Source organism: Pedobacter sp. Leaf176, from assembly GCF_001424305.1.
Lineage (GTDB): Bacteria > Bacteroidota > Bacteroidia > Sphingobacteriales > Sphingobacteriaceae > Pedobacter.
Map to the genome: position 1 here is coordinate 863,865 of NZ_LMPD01000001.1, position 15,183 is coordinate 879,047.

The window sequence follows — 15,183 nt, forward strand, 5'->3', positions numbered from 1 at the left end:
AAAGAAGAAAAATTTAAATAAATAATTATAAAACTAAAAACTATGAGTACGCTAAAATTAAAAGACGGAACAGAGATTTTTTACAAAGATCAAGGTCAGGGACCAACATTAATGTTTCACCATGGATGGCCTTTATCATCAGATGACTGGGATGCACAAGTTATTTTTTTCCTGCAAAGAGGCTTCAGGGTGATTACACATGATAGGAGAGGCCACGGCCGGTCAAGCCAGGATATTTATGGTCATGACATTGAAACTTACGCTGCTGATGCTGCTGAATTGATCGATTTTCTTGGTTTGCAGGACGTTGTTCACATCGGACATTCTACCGGTGGCGGCGAAGTCATCCGATATGTGAATAAATATGCAAATGGTAGAGCTAAAAAGGCCGTATTAATTAGTGCAGTTCCGCCGATAATGGTGCAAAGCGAAAGCAACCCGGATGGTGTTCCAATTTCTGTTTTCGATGGCATCAGAGATCAAACACTTAACAACAGGCAGCAGTTTTACATCGATTTAACTTTTCCATTCTACGGTTACAACAGGGAAGGTGCAGTTGTAAAAGAAGGTGTGCAAAGAAACTGGTGGAGACAGGGTATGATGGGTGGTATAGTGGCGCATTATGAAGGCATCAAAGCATTTTCTGAAACTGATTTCAGAGAAGATTTGAAAGCCGTGGATATTCCGGTTCTGGTATTACATGGCGAAGATGACCAAATTGTTCCTTATCAAAATGCCGGCATTAAGTCTGCCAAGTTGCTTAAAAATGGTAAGTTGATTACCTATCCGGGATTTCCTCACGGTATGCCAACTACGGAAGCGGCAACAATTAATAAAGATATTTTAGAATTTATTCAGTCATGACCTTAAGGAACACGTTTGTCGATTTAATTAAATACCTTGATTTCTAAATCTATAAATGCCCATTCTGTTAACAGCATGGGCTTTTTTTATATCAATTGGTCACCGTTGATTTTAAGGAGTAATATCGTCACCTTAGAGATTTCCAACATTCCTGCTTTGATACTAACCCGTAATCTTCAGCGATTGGATTAATCCATCATGAAGAACAAGATTAAAGTTCAGAATGGCAGGGCTACCCGGAAATGTACCTGAAATTTCTGCAGTTAATACGGAGCTGTTTTCATCCTCCTTGTATCCGATCGGTTTTAAAACAGTCTGATATTCTTCATTTGATTTTTCGATCCATTTCTGAATGGCAGTTCTCCCGGTCTGTGTTTGTCCTTCATCGAAAACAACGGCTGTATCTGAAAAAAGTAACGCATAAGAAGCGCCGTCATGATTATTCTGTGCTTCAATCAGATTTGTTATTAATTTTGGTAAGTTCATGGTATTCGTTTTTAGATTAATATTTCTATACAAATTTCTGTAGTACAGGTGTTCTTCACAAGTAGGGTATTACGATTCAGATAGGGAAAAATTTATCCGTATTGTTTCCTGAATGGCCCACTTGTATCTTTGCCTTATGTATGAGAAAAAAACTTTTCCCAATCTAAACTGCGGACTGGACCTTGTGGGTGAAGTACTTTATGGCAAGTGGAAAATCAGGCTATTGTGGTTCATCAATGAAGGCTATTTACGTCCGAGCGAGTTGCAACGTAAAATACCCGACGCAAGTCGCCGGGTAATCAATATCCAGCTAAAAGAGCTGGAAGAACACGAACTGGTGACCAGGAAAATTTACCCGGTGATGCCGCCAAAGGTTGAGTATACCCTGACCGATTTTGGCAAGACCTTGATTCCTGTGCTTAGCTCCATTGGGCTTTGGGGAGATGAACATCAAGAGAGGCTGAAGCGGGTAATACTAAAGGACTATCCAGGCCTGTCTTGATTTTCCTTCCTGGATTATTATTAAATGGTGGGTATCGTGCCACCATCTATTACAAATTCTGTCCCGGTTAAATAACCGGCTCTCGGGGATACCAGGAAGCCCACCAATTCAGCTACTTCTTGTGGTTCTGCCGGTCGGCCATAAGGAATTCCACCCAGGGCATCCATCACACTTTGTGTCGCCTGTTTTATCGAAATGTCTTCGCTGTCCGCTATACGCTCCATCATTCTTTTTGAGCCATCGGTCATTATCCAGCCCGGAGAAACCGTTAAAACCCGAACGCCTTTTAGGGCGACTTCTTTAGATAGCCCCTTACTGTAATTAATCAATCCAGCTTTCGCTGCTGCATAAGGTAGTGTGCTTTCGTATAACGGAAGTTTGCCTTGAATAGAAGCGATGTGAATAACCACACCTGTTTTTTGTTTAATCATTTGCGGCAAAAAGGCCTTGTCTAATCTTACAGGGGCCATGAGATTGGTCTGCAATGTTTCTTCCCAATGCGCATCAGTTAAATTAGCGAAACCGCCCGCTGGAGTTTCTGAACCGCCAAGGCTATTAATCAGGATATCAAGCCTGCCAAATTTTGATAATATTTCAGCTGCAACTTTTGCCGTTCCGTCCGGCTTGCTTAAATCTGCCATAATAAAATACAGCCTGTCATCGATCTCCTCAGGATTGTTTCTTGCTGTGATTATGACCTGTGCTCCGGCTGTAAGAAGCCTTTCGGCAATGGCTTTTCCGGCGCCTTTGGTTCCGCCTGTTACCAGGGCAATTTTGCCCGATAATTCATCGTTAAAATTAAATTCCATTTCCATTCTAATTTTTCTGCAAAAAAAGCCATACTATAGTTTCTCACAAGTACGGCATCACGATTCGAATTGGGGCTTATTTATCCCTATGCAATTCGTAATTCCCTGATGGCGAAAAGTAAACAGGTGTTAGATATTTATAAAACGACGGTGTTTATCACAATGAATTTTTGACATTTTGAAACTGAAAAAAATTCATTATCCTGAATTTTTTTCAGTTTTTGAGCTTTATTTTTTTGATTTTGATGCTCGTTTTAGCTTTGGCATTTAGTTGGTATTGTCTATTTCGAACGTGAAGTTCAGCATTTAATTAATTATAAGTTTTAATCATTAAAAAACAATTTAAGGAGGAAAGACCTATGACACTAGTTAAATTTAATCCCCGTAACAATCAAAAAAATGGACTGATGCCAGGCTTCAGTGATGTGTTTGATTCTATTTTCAACGACACTTTCTTTTCAGACCGCATGACCAGCCGCGTTCCGGCTGCTAACATCAGCGAGAGTCAGGATCAGTACCATATTGAACTGGCCGCTCCTGGTTTAAGTAAAGAAGATTTCAAGCTGTCGTTAGAAAGAAATGTTATGAGTATCTCAGTAGAACAAAGCTCGAAAAATGATGCTCAGGAGCGTAATTTCAACAAGCGTGAATTTAGTTACAGTTCTTTTGTCCGTTCATTCACTTTGCCCGATTCTGCAGATGAAAGTGGTATTGAAGCCAAATACGAAAACGGTGTATTATGCATTAATATCCCTAAACGTGAAGAAGCTAAGATTCAAAGCCGCCAGATTGAAATTAAATAACTGAAACTAAAAGCACCTCGATTTTTTGCAATGAGCCGCCAAAAGGCGGCTCATTTTTTTTAATTATGGCATCTAAATTTGAAATTTCATTAAATATGAAAACATTGAATGGGTTAGAAACCTATGGATGTTTTGATCTGGGAACTAATGAAGAATTCGCACGCAGCCTTTATACTTCATTACATGGGAGCAAGGATATATCTCCCGATTCTGTTATTACGATTGATCTGGTGAAAAGGGAAAATGGATTATTGTTTCCACTTGCAATCCGGCATTGCAATTATCATCAACTGGCAGAAGATGTAAAAATCATTACAAGAGAATTATTCAAGCGCCTTATTCTTGAGGAATAAGGCGCTTATATTTGGGCAGGACGTTATTCGGTTATTAAATTAATGATTGATTGGCATCATTATTCGAAAAAGTTGCAGAGGTTTCCGCTTGCTTTTCCAGCTGTTCAATTAATGCTTTCGCTACCGGGCCTGCCGATAAAGGGTTTTGACCAGTAATAAGTAATCCATCCACTTCCACATGTGCGAGGAAGGGTACCAAAGCAGTTTTGACTTCTGCACCCAGTTCTTCAAGTTTACTTTGAAGTTTATAAGGCACATTGCCGCTGCGGCCTACAATCGTTTCCTCTGTATTGCTAAAAGCGGAAATGATCTTTCCTTTTAAAAAACCGGGTCTTTGCTGTTCCGCATTTATTAGGCCGGCCGGCCCATGACATACCGCTGCTACCGGCTTTCCTGTGTCAAGGAAATCATGTATGAGAATTCCACTATTGTTATCGACTGCCAAATCCCATATCGGACCATGGCCGCCAGGATAAAACACGGCATCGTAATCCTCGGATTTGATTTGATTTAATGGCGTTGTATGCGAAAACGCACTTTTTGCCGTTTCATCTTCCTGATACCTGCGGTTAGAACCGGTAATGTTTTCTGTTAGTTCACTCATCGGATCAACCGGGGGGCGGCCGCCTTTCGGACTGCTTAATGTAACCTGATAACCTGCATCAATAAATTCATAATAGGGGTCAGTGAATTCACCGAGCCAGACACCCGTCTTATCAGTAGTATTTTCCATCTCGCTGTGCGAGGTAAGTACCATCAATATCTTTTTCATCGCTTTTATTTAACGTCTTCGGGATCGAGTTCATTCCCTTCCTCATCTATACGCTGGTGTTTATCCCAGTTTGAGTCTTTGGTTGTATCGGTTTTAGAACCCGAATCTTCTGTATGTTGTTGCTCCTCTGGCTTTTCTTTTTCTTTGGGATCAGTCATGATTTTTTATGTTATTTTATTAAAAACAAAATGAAACACCAATAGTTCAGGAAATTTTGAAAGACTTGTTCAGGTAAAGCAATTTTTAATTCAGCTGGTGAAATTTTTGTTTAGCAAAAAGCACTAATTTTTAGGCAATTTGTTACACCTCAATAATTTTTTTGAGTTCGAGTGCATTTTCTGCTGCATAGGCAGAATCATCATTGTCAAAATAAACATATACATCTTTGTTTTCTTCCATCCAATCCCTGCATAATGCGGCCCAGCCCGTTAAAGAGTTTGTGTTATACGAGCCCTGATATTTTGCTCCGGGTCCATGCAGGCGGATGTAAACAAAGTCGGCAGTGATGCATACAGGAGATTGGTGGCCTGCAAGCTCATAGATACAGAAAGCGCAGTTATGTTTTTTAAGTATTGCGTAAACCTCCTCCTGATACCAGGATGTATTTCTGAATTCGAATGTGTAACGGAATCCTTTTGGTAGTACATTTAAAAAATCGGATAACCGCTGTACATTAACATTCCACTTTGGAGGAAGCTGGAAAAGTATCGGTCCGAGTTTATGCTTTAGCGATTGCGCTGCCAATAAAAACCCTTCAATTTCGCTGGCGCTCACATTCAGCTTTTTCAGGTGTGTAAAATAGCGGTTGGCTTTAACAGAATAAACAAATCCGGCCGGTACCTGGCTTTCCCAATCTGCAAAATTTTTCGGTTTGGGCTGCCGGTAGAAAGAATTATTTAGCTCAACAGTACTGAATTTGTCTGTGAAAAAACTCAACTGGTCTTTCTTTTTTAAATCTGCCGGATAAAATTTGTTTTCCCAATGCGGGTATTTCCACCCTGATGTACCGATATATGCTTTGCCCTTTTTCATTGTAGCTCCTCATAGCTAAACCTTTCGTTTGATGATATGGTTTTACTTTTTTCTGAATCAGGCTTGGACAGAAATCTTTAAAACCCGTTAAGTTATTGCTATATAATTTGCTATAATCTGAAATTGAATTTCTATTTTGCGGCATACAAACGAAACAATATGGCTTCAGGTTTTTTTGCAATTTTAGATGATATTGGTGCCCTTATGGACGATGTGGCGGTAGCAAGTAAACTGGCTACGCGTAAAACAGCAGGCATACTTGGCGACGATTTGGCTGTAAACGCAGAAAAAGCAACTGGTTTTTTAGCTTCGAGAGAATTGCCTGTGCTTTGGGCAATTACAAAAGGTTCTTTTCTTAACAAACTGATTATTGTACCCATTGCGCTATTGCTTAACGCATTTTTTCCCGTTGTTATTAAGTTTATCCTGATTTTAGGCGGATTTTACCTTGCTTTTGAAGGCGTGGAAAAAATTATAGAATTTTTGTTCCACCGCGCGAAATCTGCTCCTGAGGTTGTAGCGGAAGCTAAGCAGGACGATGGCCAGGCAGAAAATGCAAAAATAAAATCCGCTATTATGACAGATTTTATTCTTTCAGTTGAGATTGTTATCATCGCTTTGGGAACGGTTTTAAACCAGGCGATAACAGTACAAATCCTAACGGTTTCTGTCGTTGCAATAATTGCAACCATTGGCGTTTATGGTTTAGTAGCGCTTATTGTCAGGATGGATGATTTTGGGCATAAATTAATCACACGTTCTAAGGACAAAGGTTTTTATGCAGCCCTTGGGCATTTTTTAGTTAAATTACTTCCCATAATTATAAAGGTTTTAGCCGTTGTCGGAACAATAGCGCTACTCTTGGTGGCCGGTGGTATTTTTGTTCACAATATTGAATACCTGCATCATATTTTTCCAAATGTTTTATCGATTATAAAGGAATTAGCGTTTGGATTGGTTGGCGGTTTAATCGCGTTGCCAATCATGATGGGAGGAAAAAAGATACTATCACTGGTAAAAAAATAAAAGGCAATTTTTTTATTATAAATTTTTGAAAATTTCTCCTTGTAACGATATAGATGCGTAGTGCTCATTCCAGCCAGACACTACTGGTTTTATACTCAAAAATTTGTAAACTTTGTAAAATAATACAAAATACATGATGGGTTTGAAATCACCTTTAAAAATATACCTGTTTGCAGCAATAGGATTAATTGCCATTGTTTTAGGCTGTGCCGTATTTAGTATTACAGAAGCTAATGATTTTGAATTGGCGAAACAGGAAATTGTGCTTCGAAAAATCGGTCACGAGGTGCTCCTTCAATCTGGTGATAGCACGTCGAGGGTATTGCCGGTAACCAAGATATCAGAAAATGACTATCAAATCCGATTTGAAAAGGAATTTACGTTTCATCCTGATTCGCTGGTAAAAATAGTGAGCCATGCTTTGAATAATGACAAATCTGCAAACGATTATGTTGTTAACGTTTTGAATTGCTCGGGTACAGAAGTCGTATTTGGCTATTCGATGTCGAAAAATGGGCAGGATAAGCTCGTTCCATGTTCGGGAAGAAAACAGCCTCTGAACTGTTATCGCATAGATTTAATCTTTAAAGGCGGCTGTTTTACTGCTATACAGAAAGGCTATTTGATAGGTGGCTTGCCTTTCCTTGCTTTTTTAGGTCTGATGATTTCGAAATCTTTTAAGATTAGGAGAAATAGCCCAGAAAAGGCAAGTGATGAAAATGTTACCTTTGAATTAGGTAAATTAACTTTTGATTCTGCTCAACGCCAAATCACTTTCAACGATGCCATCACGGAGCTTACTTCAAAAGAAAATAAGCTGATGTTAATTTTTGCAAAATCGCCGAATCTGGTTATTGAACGAAGCAGGTTTCAAAAAGAAATATGGGAGGATGAGGGCGTTATTGTGGGCAGGAGCCTGGACGTGTTTATTTCTAAATTGCGTAAAAAATTAGAATTAGATGCTTCAGTTAAGCTTGTAAATATTCATGGAAAAGGTTACAAGCTCGAAATAATTTAGACCGGAATTAATTATCCGAATATACTGCTGTAAATTTTGAAAGACCAACGGTTAAGTAGCTTAAATATTCCAGCGATAAAATTAGTGCTCCTGATAGATAGGGTTCGTAACTTTTGGGTGTGACTAAACGCAATATATTTCTCTTGCTAAAATAATGGTCTTCACAGAAAAGATTGAAAAGATCGAACCTGTTTTCAAGGTTATTCATCGCTAAAATAAACGCAGCGGTTTCACCCGTCGGTATAAAGCCATTACATTTACTATCCTTAATCCCGCCAAATTCTGTGTAAGCCTTTTCTATGGTGTGATTTTTCGAAAAGAAGATGTCGAGCATTTCAGGTTTAATGTGTGGTGCCAATGCCAGAAGTAAAATAATTCTTTCCTGAACAGAAGTTTGGTCTCTTTTAATAATTTCTGCGTAAAAGGATTCATCCAGGGTTATATCTGGAGGTTGAATATCATAAATACTCTTATATTTTGTTTCCTGGCCGAAATACAATTTTATACTCGTATCGATCACCTCTGCTAACCAATTCAACTCCTGTGTTAATGCATGTGCATTTTTTTTGATGATGCCGTTCATGAGAGGCTTGTTTTTATATCCGATAGTTAAGTTAAGTAATTTTTATGATTAAATTTTGTAATTTATTTGATATCTTATTGATTGCTTGCTGATTGTGTCTTTTGCGCTCAAAATATTTCGTTCGCCAAAGATTAAATATCTGCCATCTAACTGGCCCTGTTTTGTAATATAGCATCTGATTTTTTTAGGTATTCGGTAACATCTGGGGATTGTGGCATTGATTGCTACCTTGTCCATTCTATAGTAAGATGGTAATATCAGAACTCGAATTCCAATTGATTGCTTAGAGGTTTATCGATTACAACGTCATCATAAAATCGGGAAAGCGTAATGCCCAGCAGCCGAACTTTCAGAAATCCGATATCAGCTTCCTCCAGTAATTTTATCGCTTCAAGATAGATGTCGTCAGCTTTATTAATAGGGCTTAGGAAAGAGCGGCTCCTGGTAATCTGTTTAAAATCTTCAAATTTTATTTTTAGCGTTATTGTTTTCCCTTTTAGTTGGTTTTTTTCTAACCTGTTTGCCACAGTTGTACTAATTTGTTGTAGTAAGCTATGCATTACCGAATCTTCATTGGTATCTTCTGATAACGTGTCTTCTGCACCAACAGATTTTGTTGCGCGGTGGGATTGAACCGGCCGTTCATCGATTCCCCTCACCACTTTATAGTAGAATTTTCCAGTCTTACCAAACTGAGCAACAAGCTGCTGTTCTGTTAACTTTTTTAAATCCGCGCCTGTAATAATTTGCATGGCCTTCATTCGTGCAGCTGTTACTTTTCCAACGCCGAAGAACTTTTCTACCGGCAGTTTTTCCATGAAGCTTTTAATTTTTGAAGGACCGATAAAAGTTAAGCCATCAGGCTTGTTCATATCCGAGGCGATCTTTGCGACAAACTTATTTATTGAGACACCTGCCGAAGCAGTCAAATTTAATTCATTCTTGATGGCATCTTTAATTGATTTGGCAATATCAATTGCCGAACCGATGCCTAACTTATCTTCCGTTACGTCGAGATAAGCTTCATCCAGGGAAAGTGGTTCTATGCTATCGGTATACCTGCTAAAGATTTCCCTTATTGATTTAGAAACGGATGAATAAGCGTCAAAACGGGGGTAAACAAAAATTGCAGTGGGACATAGTTGGTACGCTTTGCTGCAAGACATCGCCGAGCGGATGCCGTATTGCCTTGCTTCATAACTGGCCGTAGCGACAACGCCTCTGCTATCTGGCTTGCCACCCACGACCAATGGTTTTCCGCGGTATTCAGGAAAATCACGCTGTTCAACAGATGCATAAAAGGCGTCCATATCGATATGGATGATTTTCCTTAAAGCCGTTGTGTTATCGTCAGACATGCAGACTTTAAAATTCGGTATTTATCTTTAATAATAGACTTATTTTTATTCAGAACCGATAATAACGACAAAGTTATAATATAAATAGGAGTAATCTTGTTTAAGAGCATGTAATGGATAATTAGCATGAAAAACGATGTTGAAGAGGGAAATGATTAAAATAAATCAAACCGCACCTTGAGATTGATTTATTTCATAGCTTATTTGCCCGTTTCGCAACGGCTTTGCTGTAATATTTTCACACTATCAGTTGTGTTACTTTATTGAGCAGCGAATCCATCTCAAACGGTTTTTCCATAAAATCATTTGCACCAGCATCCAATGCAGATTGTTTGATGTCACGGCTTGCAGAAATCATAAGTATGGGAATCTTTTTGTAATCCGGACTGCTCTTAAGCTGTCTGCAGATGTCCCTTCCATCATGACCGCTCATCCAGATATCAAGCAAAATTAAGTCAGGTTTTTTCTTTACAGCCTCAATAACTTCCCCACCATCGTATGTAAAATCAACCTCGTAACCCATCATTTGCAATATCATCATAACAGCATCAACTATTCCCTCGTCGTCGTCTGCAATCAGTATTCTTTTATTTTCCATTCATTTATATGCGGCATCATTAAACTGGTCCACTTTAAAGCAGGTATCGACCCTACAGTATTAATACTTAAAATGCGTCTTTTGTTTTATAAATATATAATATTTTTAATGGCCTGGGGCAAGACAGTAAAGTATGACTTTTAATACTTTATCGCTGAGAATAAGTGCCGGGTCCGGTGCATTATTCGTCAAATGCCCTATGCAAAATTATAATTTACTTACAATTAAGATACAATGTTACATATTGATAATAAACGAGCCTTAAGCAGACTGTATGTCAGGTTTGTTATTTGATTGGGTGGAGTTTTTCGATTTAACTCCGCCAGAGGTCTTTTTGAAAGAAATAATAATATTATGGCAGGGCATTTTTAAAAGTATTAATACTTAAATGTATGTTTGTTTTATAAGTGAGTTTTACCAATTTCCGGATATACAAAATTGGCAGGGATAATGGCCCGCTTATACAGGTCGTAAATTAAATTGCGGTGACATGCAAAGTCTGTTGTTCGAAATTATAAAATTTTATATTAGTACATATTTATCATAAACAGGTTTTTAGTCACAATGGATAGCATCAATATAAAGAAATTAGCTGAAGCTTTAAATTTCTCGACGTCTACAATTTCCAGAGCCTTTAGAGACAACAGCGATATCAGCGCTGCTACCAAATCGCTAATTCTTGAAAAAGCGAAGGAATTAAATTATCAACCAAATCACTATGCTAGTAATTTAAGAGAGCAGAAAAGTAAAACAATAGCCGTTATTGTTCCGGAACTCGCAAATAATTATTTTTCACAGGCCATTCATGGCATTGAACGTGTGGCGCGGGAGAATGGATACCATATCTTAATTTATGTAACGGACGACAATTATGATAAGGAAGTAAATTTTATCCGCCACCTGCATAATGGACGCGCTGATGGTATTATCATGTCTGTTTCAGGTGAGGCAAACGATCACAACTATCTCAATAAATTTGGTGCTAAACGATTGCCTCTGGTGTTTTTCGATAGGATTTATGAAGACATTAAAACGCCGAGGGTGATTACCAACGATTACAACAGCAGTTTTCTGGCAACGGAGCATTTGATAGAACAAGGGTGCAAACGGATTGGGTATCTTGTGGTAAATAAGACTTTATCAATTGGAAAAACGCGTATGCAAGGCTACATCGATGCGCTTGCCAAACATAACATAAATTTCGAAGAACAACTTATCGTAGATTGCAGCAATAGTTATGAAGAAAACAGCACAATTATTAAAGATGCTTTAACTCAATTAAAACCGGATGGTGTTTTTACATCAGTTGAGCGTTTAGCGTTTGCTACTTATTATGCATGTTACGATTTGCATCTTTCAATTCCTGATGATTTAAAAGTAATTAGCTTTTCAAGTTTGGAAATAGCGCCGTTATTAAATCCCTCACTTACAACAATAACGCAACCGGCAGCAGAAATAGGAGAGGAAGCGGCTAAATTATTATTTAAAATTCTGGATGATAATCAGGATAAAAATGTCTTCAATGAGGTGATTTTACAATCCAAAATAGTTGTGCGAAATTCAACCTCAGATTCACCTGAAAAACCTTAAAAAAAACAGGTATTTCAAAGCATCTTTTTTAACAAAAAAAATCTTCACTTAGTGTATTTTACGCCGAATTTTGTTGATTTTTCGGGAACGTTCCCGAAAATTACCGAATAATTGGCTATTAAACGCCGGGAACGTTCCCGAAAAACATGAAGAAAAACACTTAGTGTAAAAATTACACTAAATTTTTGATTTTTGTATTTTTAAATAATTATAAATCAGTATATTATACTATTTGTTGTTAATATATGTTGAAAATTATATTTTAAAAAAGCAGCATTTTTGTCCGTTGCAACATCTGCCGGTATAAGCATAAAATATATTTTTTAAATAAATTTTGATTTATCATTAAGTGCTGTAAATTAGGCCTGTGTGTAAATCACTATAATATTTAACCAAATTTTTATACTTAAACGAGCTTCGAATATGAAAGTATTTTACCTGCTAAAACAGGGGCTTTTGGTGCTGTTAGTTTTTTCAGCATTAATCGTAAAAGCGCAAACCGGATCAATATCCGGTAAGGTGCTTGATGAAACCGGCCAACCCTTACCTGGTGCTTCCATTTATGTAAAAGGAACAACCAGAAGTACTTCGACAGATGCAGATGGTAACTTCAAATTGTCGGGTTTGACAAATGGTTCCTTAACCTTGTCTGCAAGTTTTATCGGTTATCAAACCTTAGATAAAACAGTTAATGTAACCGCAAATGCAAACCAAAATTTTCAGTTGGTTCCGGATGCACAAAAATTAAATGAAGTAGTTGTAATCGGTTATGGTACTGCCGAGAAGAAAAACCTTACGGGTTCAATTACGACAGTTAGTTCTAAGGATTTCCAGAAAGGTACAATCACTACACCTGAACAATTGATTCAGGGTAAGGTAGCTGGTGTAAATATCATCTCCAGCGGTGGTGCACCAGGCTCTGGAAGTGTAATCAGAGTTCGTGGAGGTGCTTCCTTAAATGCGAGTAGCGATCCTTTAATTGTAGTTGACGGGGTTCCTTTCAGCGGAAATTCCATTGGTAATGCACCAAGTCCACTTTCATTAATTAACCCGAACGATATCGAAACGTTTACGGTTTTAAAAGATGCTAATGCTACAGCAATTTATGGTTCGAGAGCATCAAATGGTGTAATTTTAATTACCACCAAAAAAGGCGCTTCCGGCCTACCTGTTATTAATTTCAACACAAATAATTCAATTGGTACGGTCGCTAAAAAAGTAGATGTACTTTCAGCAGATGAAGTGCGTGCTTATGTTAATGCAAACGGTAGCGCAGCCCAAAAAGCTCTTTTAGGTACTGCAAGTACAGATTGGCAGGATGTTATTTACAGAACTGCTTTTACAACCGATAATAACCTGAGTATTGCGGGTTCCTTTAAAGGCGTTCCCTACCGCGTTTCGGCAGGTTACCTGGACCAACAAGGTGTTGTTATCAGAAGTGATTTGAAAAGAGCTACGGGAGGTTTTACACTATCGCCAAAGTTATTCACAGATCATTTGAAAATTGATCTAAGTTTGAAAGGTACTTTAACCGAATCTCAGTTTCCAAACGATGCAGCGATAGGTAACGCAATACAATTTGATCCAACAAAGCCTGTTTATGCGGCAAATCAATTCGGTGGATATTATGAGTGGATTAACGGAACAGTTCCAAATCCGAATGCGCCACGTAACCCACTGGCATTAATTGAGCAACAAGATAATCATGGTAATGCAGCCAGAAGTTTTGGTAATGCCCGTTTTGATTATTCATTCCATTTTTTACCAGAACTGCATGCAAACTTAAATTTAGGTTATGATGTATCTAAAGGTTATGGTTACACACGAGTGCCAATTATTGCGGCTCAAAGTGCTTCAACCAGTGGGTCCTATTTAAACAGAAAAAATACGGAACACAATAAATTTTCAGAGTTTTATCTAAACTATGCTAAAAATGTGGAAAGCATTAACAGCAGGTTTGATGTCACCGCAGGTTATGGTTATTATGATAACTCCGCGACAAACTTCAATTATACTTCTTACAAAGGCACAGGCGAAGCTTTAGTAACGCCTGTATTTCCTTTCTCTGTTGAAAGACAAAAACTATTGTCTTACTATGGAAGATTTGTTTACACCTTAGCTGATAAATATATTTTATCAGGTACCATGCGTGCCGATGCTTCTTCAAGATTTTCTGAAGAAAATCGTTGGGGTTATTTTCCATCAGCAGGTTTTACCTGGAGAATTGTTGGAGAAGATTTCTTAAAAGACAGTAAAGTTGTTTCTGATTTGAAACTGAGGTTAAGTTACGGTGAAACTGGTCAGAAAGACGGTGAAACTATTGGCAACTACAGTTACTTATCAAGATATTACGCCAATACAAATACTGGTCAATATCAGGTTGGCAATACATTTTACAACTATTATAGTCCTGCAGGTTACGACCCTGATATGAAATGGGAAACCACAACGACTTACAACGCAGGTTTAGATTATGGTTTCTTAAAAGGGAGATTATATGGTAGCGTTGATGCTTATTACAAAAAGACTAAAGATTTATTAAGTACCATCAACATTCCGGTTGGTACCAACTTTACTAATCTATTAACGACTAACGTTGGTAATATGGAAGTTAAAGGTATTGAGGCCAGCTTAAATTTTGTTGCCATTCAAAAGGAGAATGTAACCTGGGATGTTGGTTTCAACATGGCTTACAACAAAAGAAAAATTACCAATTTAACTCTAAACCCTGATCCGGGCTCTAAAGTTTCTGCGGGAGACATTACAGGGGGTACAGGTGTAACGCTTAAATACAATGCAGTTAACCAGGTGCCAAGTGCTTTCTTTGTTTACAAACAAGTTTATAATGCAAATGGAGTGCCTTTAGAAGGTGTTTATGCAGATTTAAACAGTGATGGCGTAATTAACACAAGCGATCAGTATTTCTACAAATCACCTGATCCAAATTTTACATTTGGTTTTAATACATCTTTCACTTACAAAAAATGGACCATCAATACTGTTTTGAGAGCCAACATCGGCAATTATATATACGATAACGTCTCTTCTAACTTCGGCATCAGAAATAACGTTTTAAGTACACAGGGTATATTAAATAATTCAGGAAGAGATATTTACAATACAAATTTCCAAACCAGCCAATACCTAAGCGATTACTACATCAAAAATGCTTCCTTCTTAAAAATGGACAACGTTGGACTGGTTTACAATTTGGGTAAACTTTCCGCAAATGGAAACACAACAATGCGTATCTCGGCAAACTGTCAGAATGTGTTTGTCGTATCTGAATACAAAGGTATAGACCCGGAGTCGGTTACAGGTATTGATTATAATTTCTATCCTAGACCTAGAACATTCACTTTAGGCTTAAATGTTGGTTTTTAATTAAA

General features: G+C 37.9%; 16 protein-coding genes. 8 read left to right on the top strand and 8 right to left on the bottom strand.

Going from position 1 to position 15,183, the window contains the following annotated elements; translation table 11 throughout:
- Positions 1–42 precede the first annotated feature (42 nt).
- Positions 43–864 (top strand): alpha/beta fold hydrolase, encoded by an 822-nt coding sequence (locus tag ASF92_RS03955; RefSeq protein WP_056088081.1) that lies wholly within the window; start codon positions 43–45, stop codon positions 862–864.
- A 162-nt stretch (positions 865–1,026) separates the two neighbouring features.
- Here ASF92_RS03955 and ASF92_RS03960 read toward each other — a convergent pair whose 3' ends face one another.
- On the bottom strand, positions 1,027–1,350 hold the full coding sequence (locus ASF92_RS03960) for a nuclear transport factor 2 family protein (protein ID WP_056088084.1): 324 nt from the start codon (positions 1,348–1,350) through the stop codon (positions 1,027–1,029).
- Positions 1,351–1,462: 112 nt separating this feature from the next.
- Here ASF92_RS03960 and ASF92_RS03965 point away from each other — a divergent pair, with 112 nt between their 5' ends.
- Positions 1,463–1,852, top strand: a complete 390-nt coding sequence (locus tag ASF92_RS03965; protein ID WP_231729736.1) for a helix-turn-helix domain-containing protein — start codon at positions 1,463–1,465, stop codon at positions 1,850–1,852.
- 20 nt (positions 1,853–1,872) lie between these two features.
- Here ASF92_RS03965 and ASF92_RS03970 read toward each other — a convergent pair whose 3' ends face one another.
- Positions 1,873–2,661, bottom strand: coding sequence for an SDR family oxidoreductase (locus ASF92_RS03970; RefSeq protein WP_056089151.1), 789 nt, complete (start codon positions 2,659–2,661; stop codon positions 1,873–1,875).
- Positions 2,662–3,020: 359 nt separating this feature from the next.
- Between ASF92_RS03970 and ASF92_RS03975 the strand changes: the two genes are divergently transcribed.
- Complete coding sequence (locus ASF92_RS03975; RefSeq protein WP_056088089.1) at positions 3,021–3,464, top strand: Hsp20/alpha crystallin family protein; 444 nt, start codon at positions 3,021–3,023, stop codon at positions 3,462–3,464.
- Positions 3,465–3,529: 65 nt separating this feature from the next.
- A complete protein-coding gene (locus tag ASF92_RS03980) occupies positions 3,530–3,817 on the top strand; it encodes a hypothetical protein (RefSeq protein ID WP_056088093.1) in 288 nt (95 codons plus the stop codon).
- Positions 3,818–3,851: 34 nt separating this feature from the next.
- On the opposite strand, the gene ASF92_RS03985 is transcribed toward ASF92_RS03980, so the two are convergent.
- From ASF92_RS03985 to ASF92_RS03990, 3 genes are all read right to left on the bottom strand, one after another.
- Positions 3,852–4,589, bottom strand: a complete 738-nt coding sequence (locus ASF92_RS03985; protein WP_056088096.1) for a type 1 glutamine amidotransferase domain-containing protein — start codon at positions 4,587–4,589, stop codon at positions 3,852–3,854.
- Positions 4,590–4,594: 5 nt separating this feature from the next.
- Positions 4,595–4,747 (bottom strand): hypothetical protein, encoded by a 153-nt coding sequence (locus ASF92_RS20950; RefSeq protein ID WP_157263706.1) that lies wholly within the window; start codon positions 4,745–4,747, stop codon positions 4,595–4,597.
- Between the two features lie 142 nt (positions 4,748–4,889).
- Positions 4,890–5,621, bottom strand: a complete 732-nt coding sequence (locus ASF92_RS03990) for a DUF72 domain-containing protein (protein WP_056088099.1) — start codon at positions 5,619–5,621, stop codon at positions 4,890–4,892.
- 159 nt (positions 5,622–5,780) lie between these two features.
- Between ASF92_RS03990 and ASF92_RS03995 the strand changes: the two genes are divergently transcribed.
- Positions 5,781–6,647, top strand: a complete 867-nt coding sequence (locus ASF92_RS03995) for a DUF808 domain-containing protein (protein ID WP_056088101.1) — start codon at positions 5,781–5,783, stop codon at positions 6,645–6,647.
- A gap of 133 nt (positions 6,648–6,780) precedes the next feature.
- Positions 6,781–7,665, top strand: a complete 885-nt coding sequence (locus ASF92_RS04000; protein ID WP_157263708.1) for a winged helix-turn-helix domain-containing protein — start codon at positions 6,781–6,783, stop codon at positions 7,663–7,665.
- 7 nt (positions 7,666–7,672) lie between these two features.
- On the opposite strand, the gene ASF92_RS04005 is transcribed toward ASF92_RS04000, so the two are convergent.
- From ASF92_RS04005 to ASF92_RS04015, 3 genes are all read right to left on the bottom strand, one after another.
- Positions 7,673–8,248, bottom strand: a complete 576-nt coding sequence (locus ASF92_RS04005; protein WP_056088104.1) for a hypothetical protein — start codon at positions 8,246–8,248, stop codon at positions 7,673–7,675.
- Between the two features lie 257 nt (positions 8,249–8,505).
- Positions 8,506–9,606 carry a DNA polymerase IV gene (gene dinB, locus ASF92_RS04010; RefSeq protein ID WP_056088107.1) on the bottom strand — a complete coding sequence of 367 codons (1,101 nt, stop codon included), beginning with the start codon at positions 9,604–9,606 and terminating at the stop codon, positions 8,506–8,508.
- Positions 9,607–9,844: 238 nt separating this feature from the next.
- A complete protein-coding gene (locus ASF92_RS04015) occupies positions 9,845–10,204 on the bottom strand; it encodes a PleD family two-component system response regulator (RefSeq protein ID WP_056088110.1) in 360 nt (119 codons plus the stop codon).
- Between the two features lie 564 nt (positions 10,205–10,768).
- Between ASF92_RS04015 and ASF92_RS04020 the strand changes: the two genes are divergently transcribed.
- Together ASF92_RS04020 and ASF92_RS04025 are read left to right on the top strand one after the other, a co-directional pair.
- Complete coding sequence (locus ASF92_RS04020; protein ID WP_056088114.1) at positions 10,769–11,794, top strand: LacI family DNA-binding transcriptional regulator; 1,026 nt, start codon at positions 10,769–10,771, stop codon at positions 11,792–11,794.
- A 423-nt stretch (positions 11,795–12,217) separates the two neighbouring features.
- Entirely contained in the window at positions 12,218–15,178 is a 2,961-nt protein-coding gene (locus tag ASF92_RS04025) for a SusC/RagA family TonB-linked outer membrane protein (protein WP_056088117.1), read from the top strand.
- The last annotated feature ends 5 nt before the right edge of the window (positions 15,179–15,183 follow it).

What these genes read in the sequence shown, in the direction of transcription:
- ASF92_RS03955 (WP_056088081.1), top strand. Translation starts at nt 43, where the DNA reads ATGAGTACGCTAAAATTAAAAGACGGAACAGAGATTTTTTACAAAGAT.
- ASF92_RS04020 (WP_056088114.1), top strand. Translation starts at nt 10,769, where the DNA reads ATGGATAGCATCAATATAAAGAAATTAGCTGAAGCTTTAAATTTCTCG.
- ASF92_RS03960 (WP_056088084.1), bottom strand. Translation starts at nt 1,350, where the DNA reads ATGAACTTACCAAAATTAATAACAAATCTGATTGAAGCACAGAATAAT.
- dinB (WP_056088107.1), bottom strand. Translation starts at nt 9,606, where the DNA reads ATGTCTGACGATAACACAACGGCTTTAAGGAAAATCATCCATATCGAT.
- ASF92_RS03985 (WP_056088096.1), bottom strand. Translation starts at nt 4,589, where the DNA reads ATGAAAAAGATATTGATGGTACTTACCTCGCACAGCGAGATGGAAAAT.
- ASF92_RS04000 (WP_157263708.1), top strand. Translation starts at nt 6,781, where the DNA reads ATGATGGGTTTGAAATCACCTTTAAAAATATACCTGTTTGCAGCAATA.
- ASF92_RS04025 (WP_056088117.1), top strand. Translation starts at nt 12,218, where the DNA reads ATGAAAGTATTTTACCTGCTAAAACAGGGGCTTTTGGTGCTGTTAGTT.
- ASF92_RS03970 (WP_056089151.1), bottom strand. Translation starts at nt 2,661, where the DNA reads ATGGAATTTAATTTTAACGATGAATTATCGGGCAAAATTGCCCTGGTA.
- ASF92_RS03995 (WP_056088101.1), top strand. Translation starts at nt 5,781, where the DNA reads ATGGCTTCAGGTTTTTTTGCAATTTTAGATGATATTGGTGCCCTTATG.
- ASF92_RS03965 (WP_231729736.1), top strand. Translation starts at nt 1,463, where the DNA reads ATGGCCCACTTGTATCTTTGCCTTATGTATGAGAAAAAAACTTTTCCC.
- ASF92_RS20950 (WP_157263706.1), bottom strand. Translation starts at nt 4,747, where the DNA reads ATGACTGATCCCAAAGAAAAAGAAAAGCCAGAGGAGCAACAACATACA.
- ASF92_RS03980 (WP_056088093.1), top strand. Translation starts at nt 3,530, where the DNA reads ATGGCATCTAAATTTGAAATTTCATTAAATATGAAAACATTGAATGGG.
- ASF92_RS03975 (WP_056088089.1), top strand. Translation starts at nt 3,021, where the DNA reads ATGACACTAGTTAAATTTAATCCCCGTAACAATCAAAAAAATGGACTG.
- ASF92_RS04005 (WP_056088104.1), bottom strand. Translation starts at nt 8,248, where the DNA reads ATGAACGGCATCATCAAAAAAAATGCACATGCATTAACACAGGAGTTG.
- ASF92_RS04015 (WP_056088110.1), bottom strand. Translation starts at nt 10,204, where the DNA reads ATGGAAAATAAAAGAATACTGATTGCAGACGACGACGAGGGAATAGTT.
- ASF92_RS03990 (WP_056088099.1), bottom strand. Translation starts at nt 5,621, where the DNA reads ATGAAAAAGGGCAAAGCATATATCGGTACATCAGGGTGGAAATACCCG.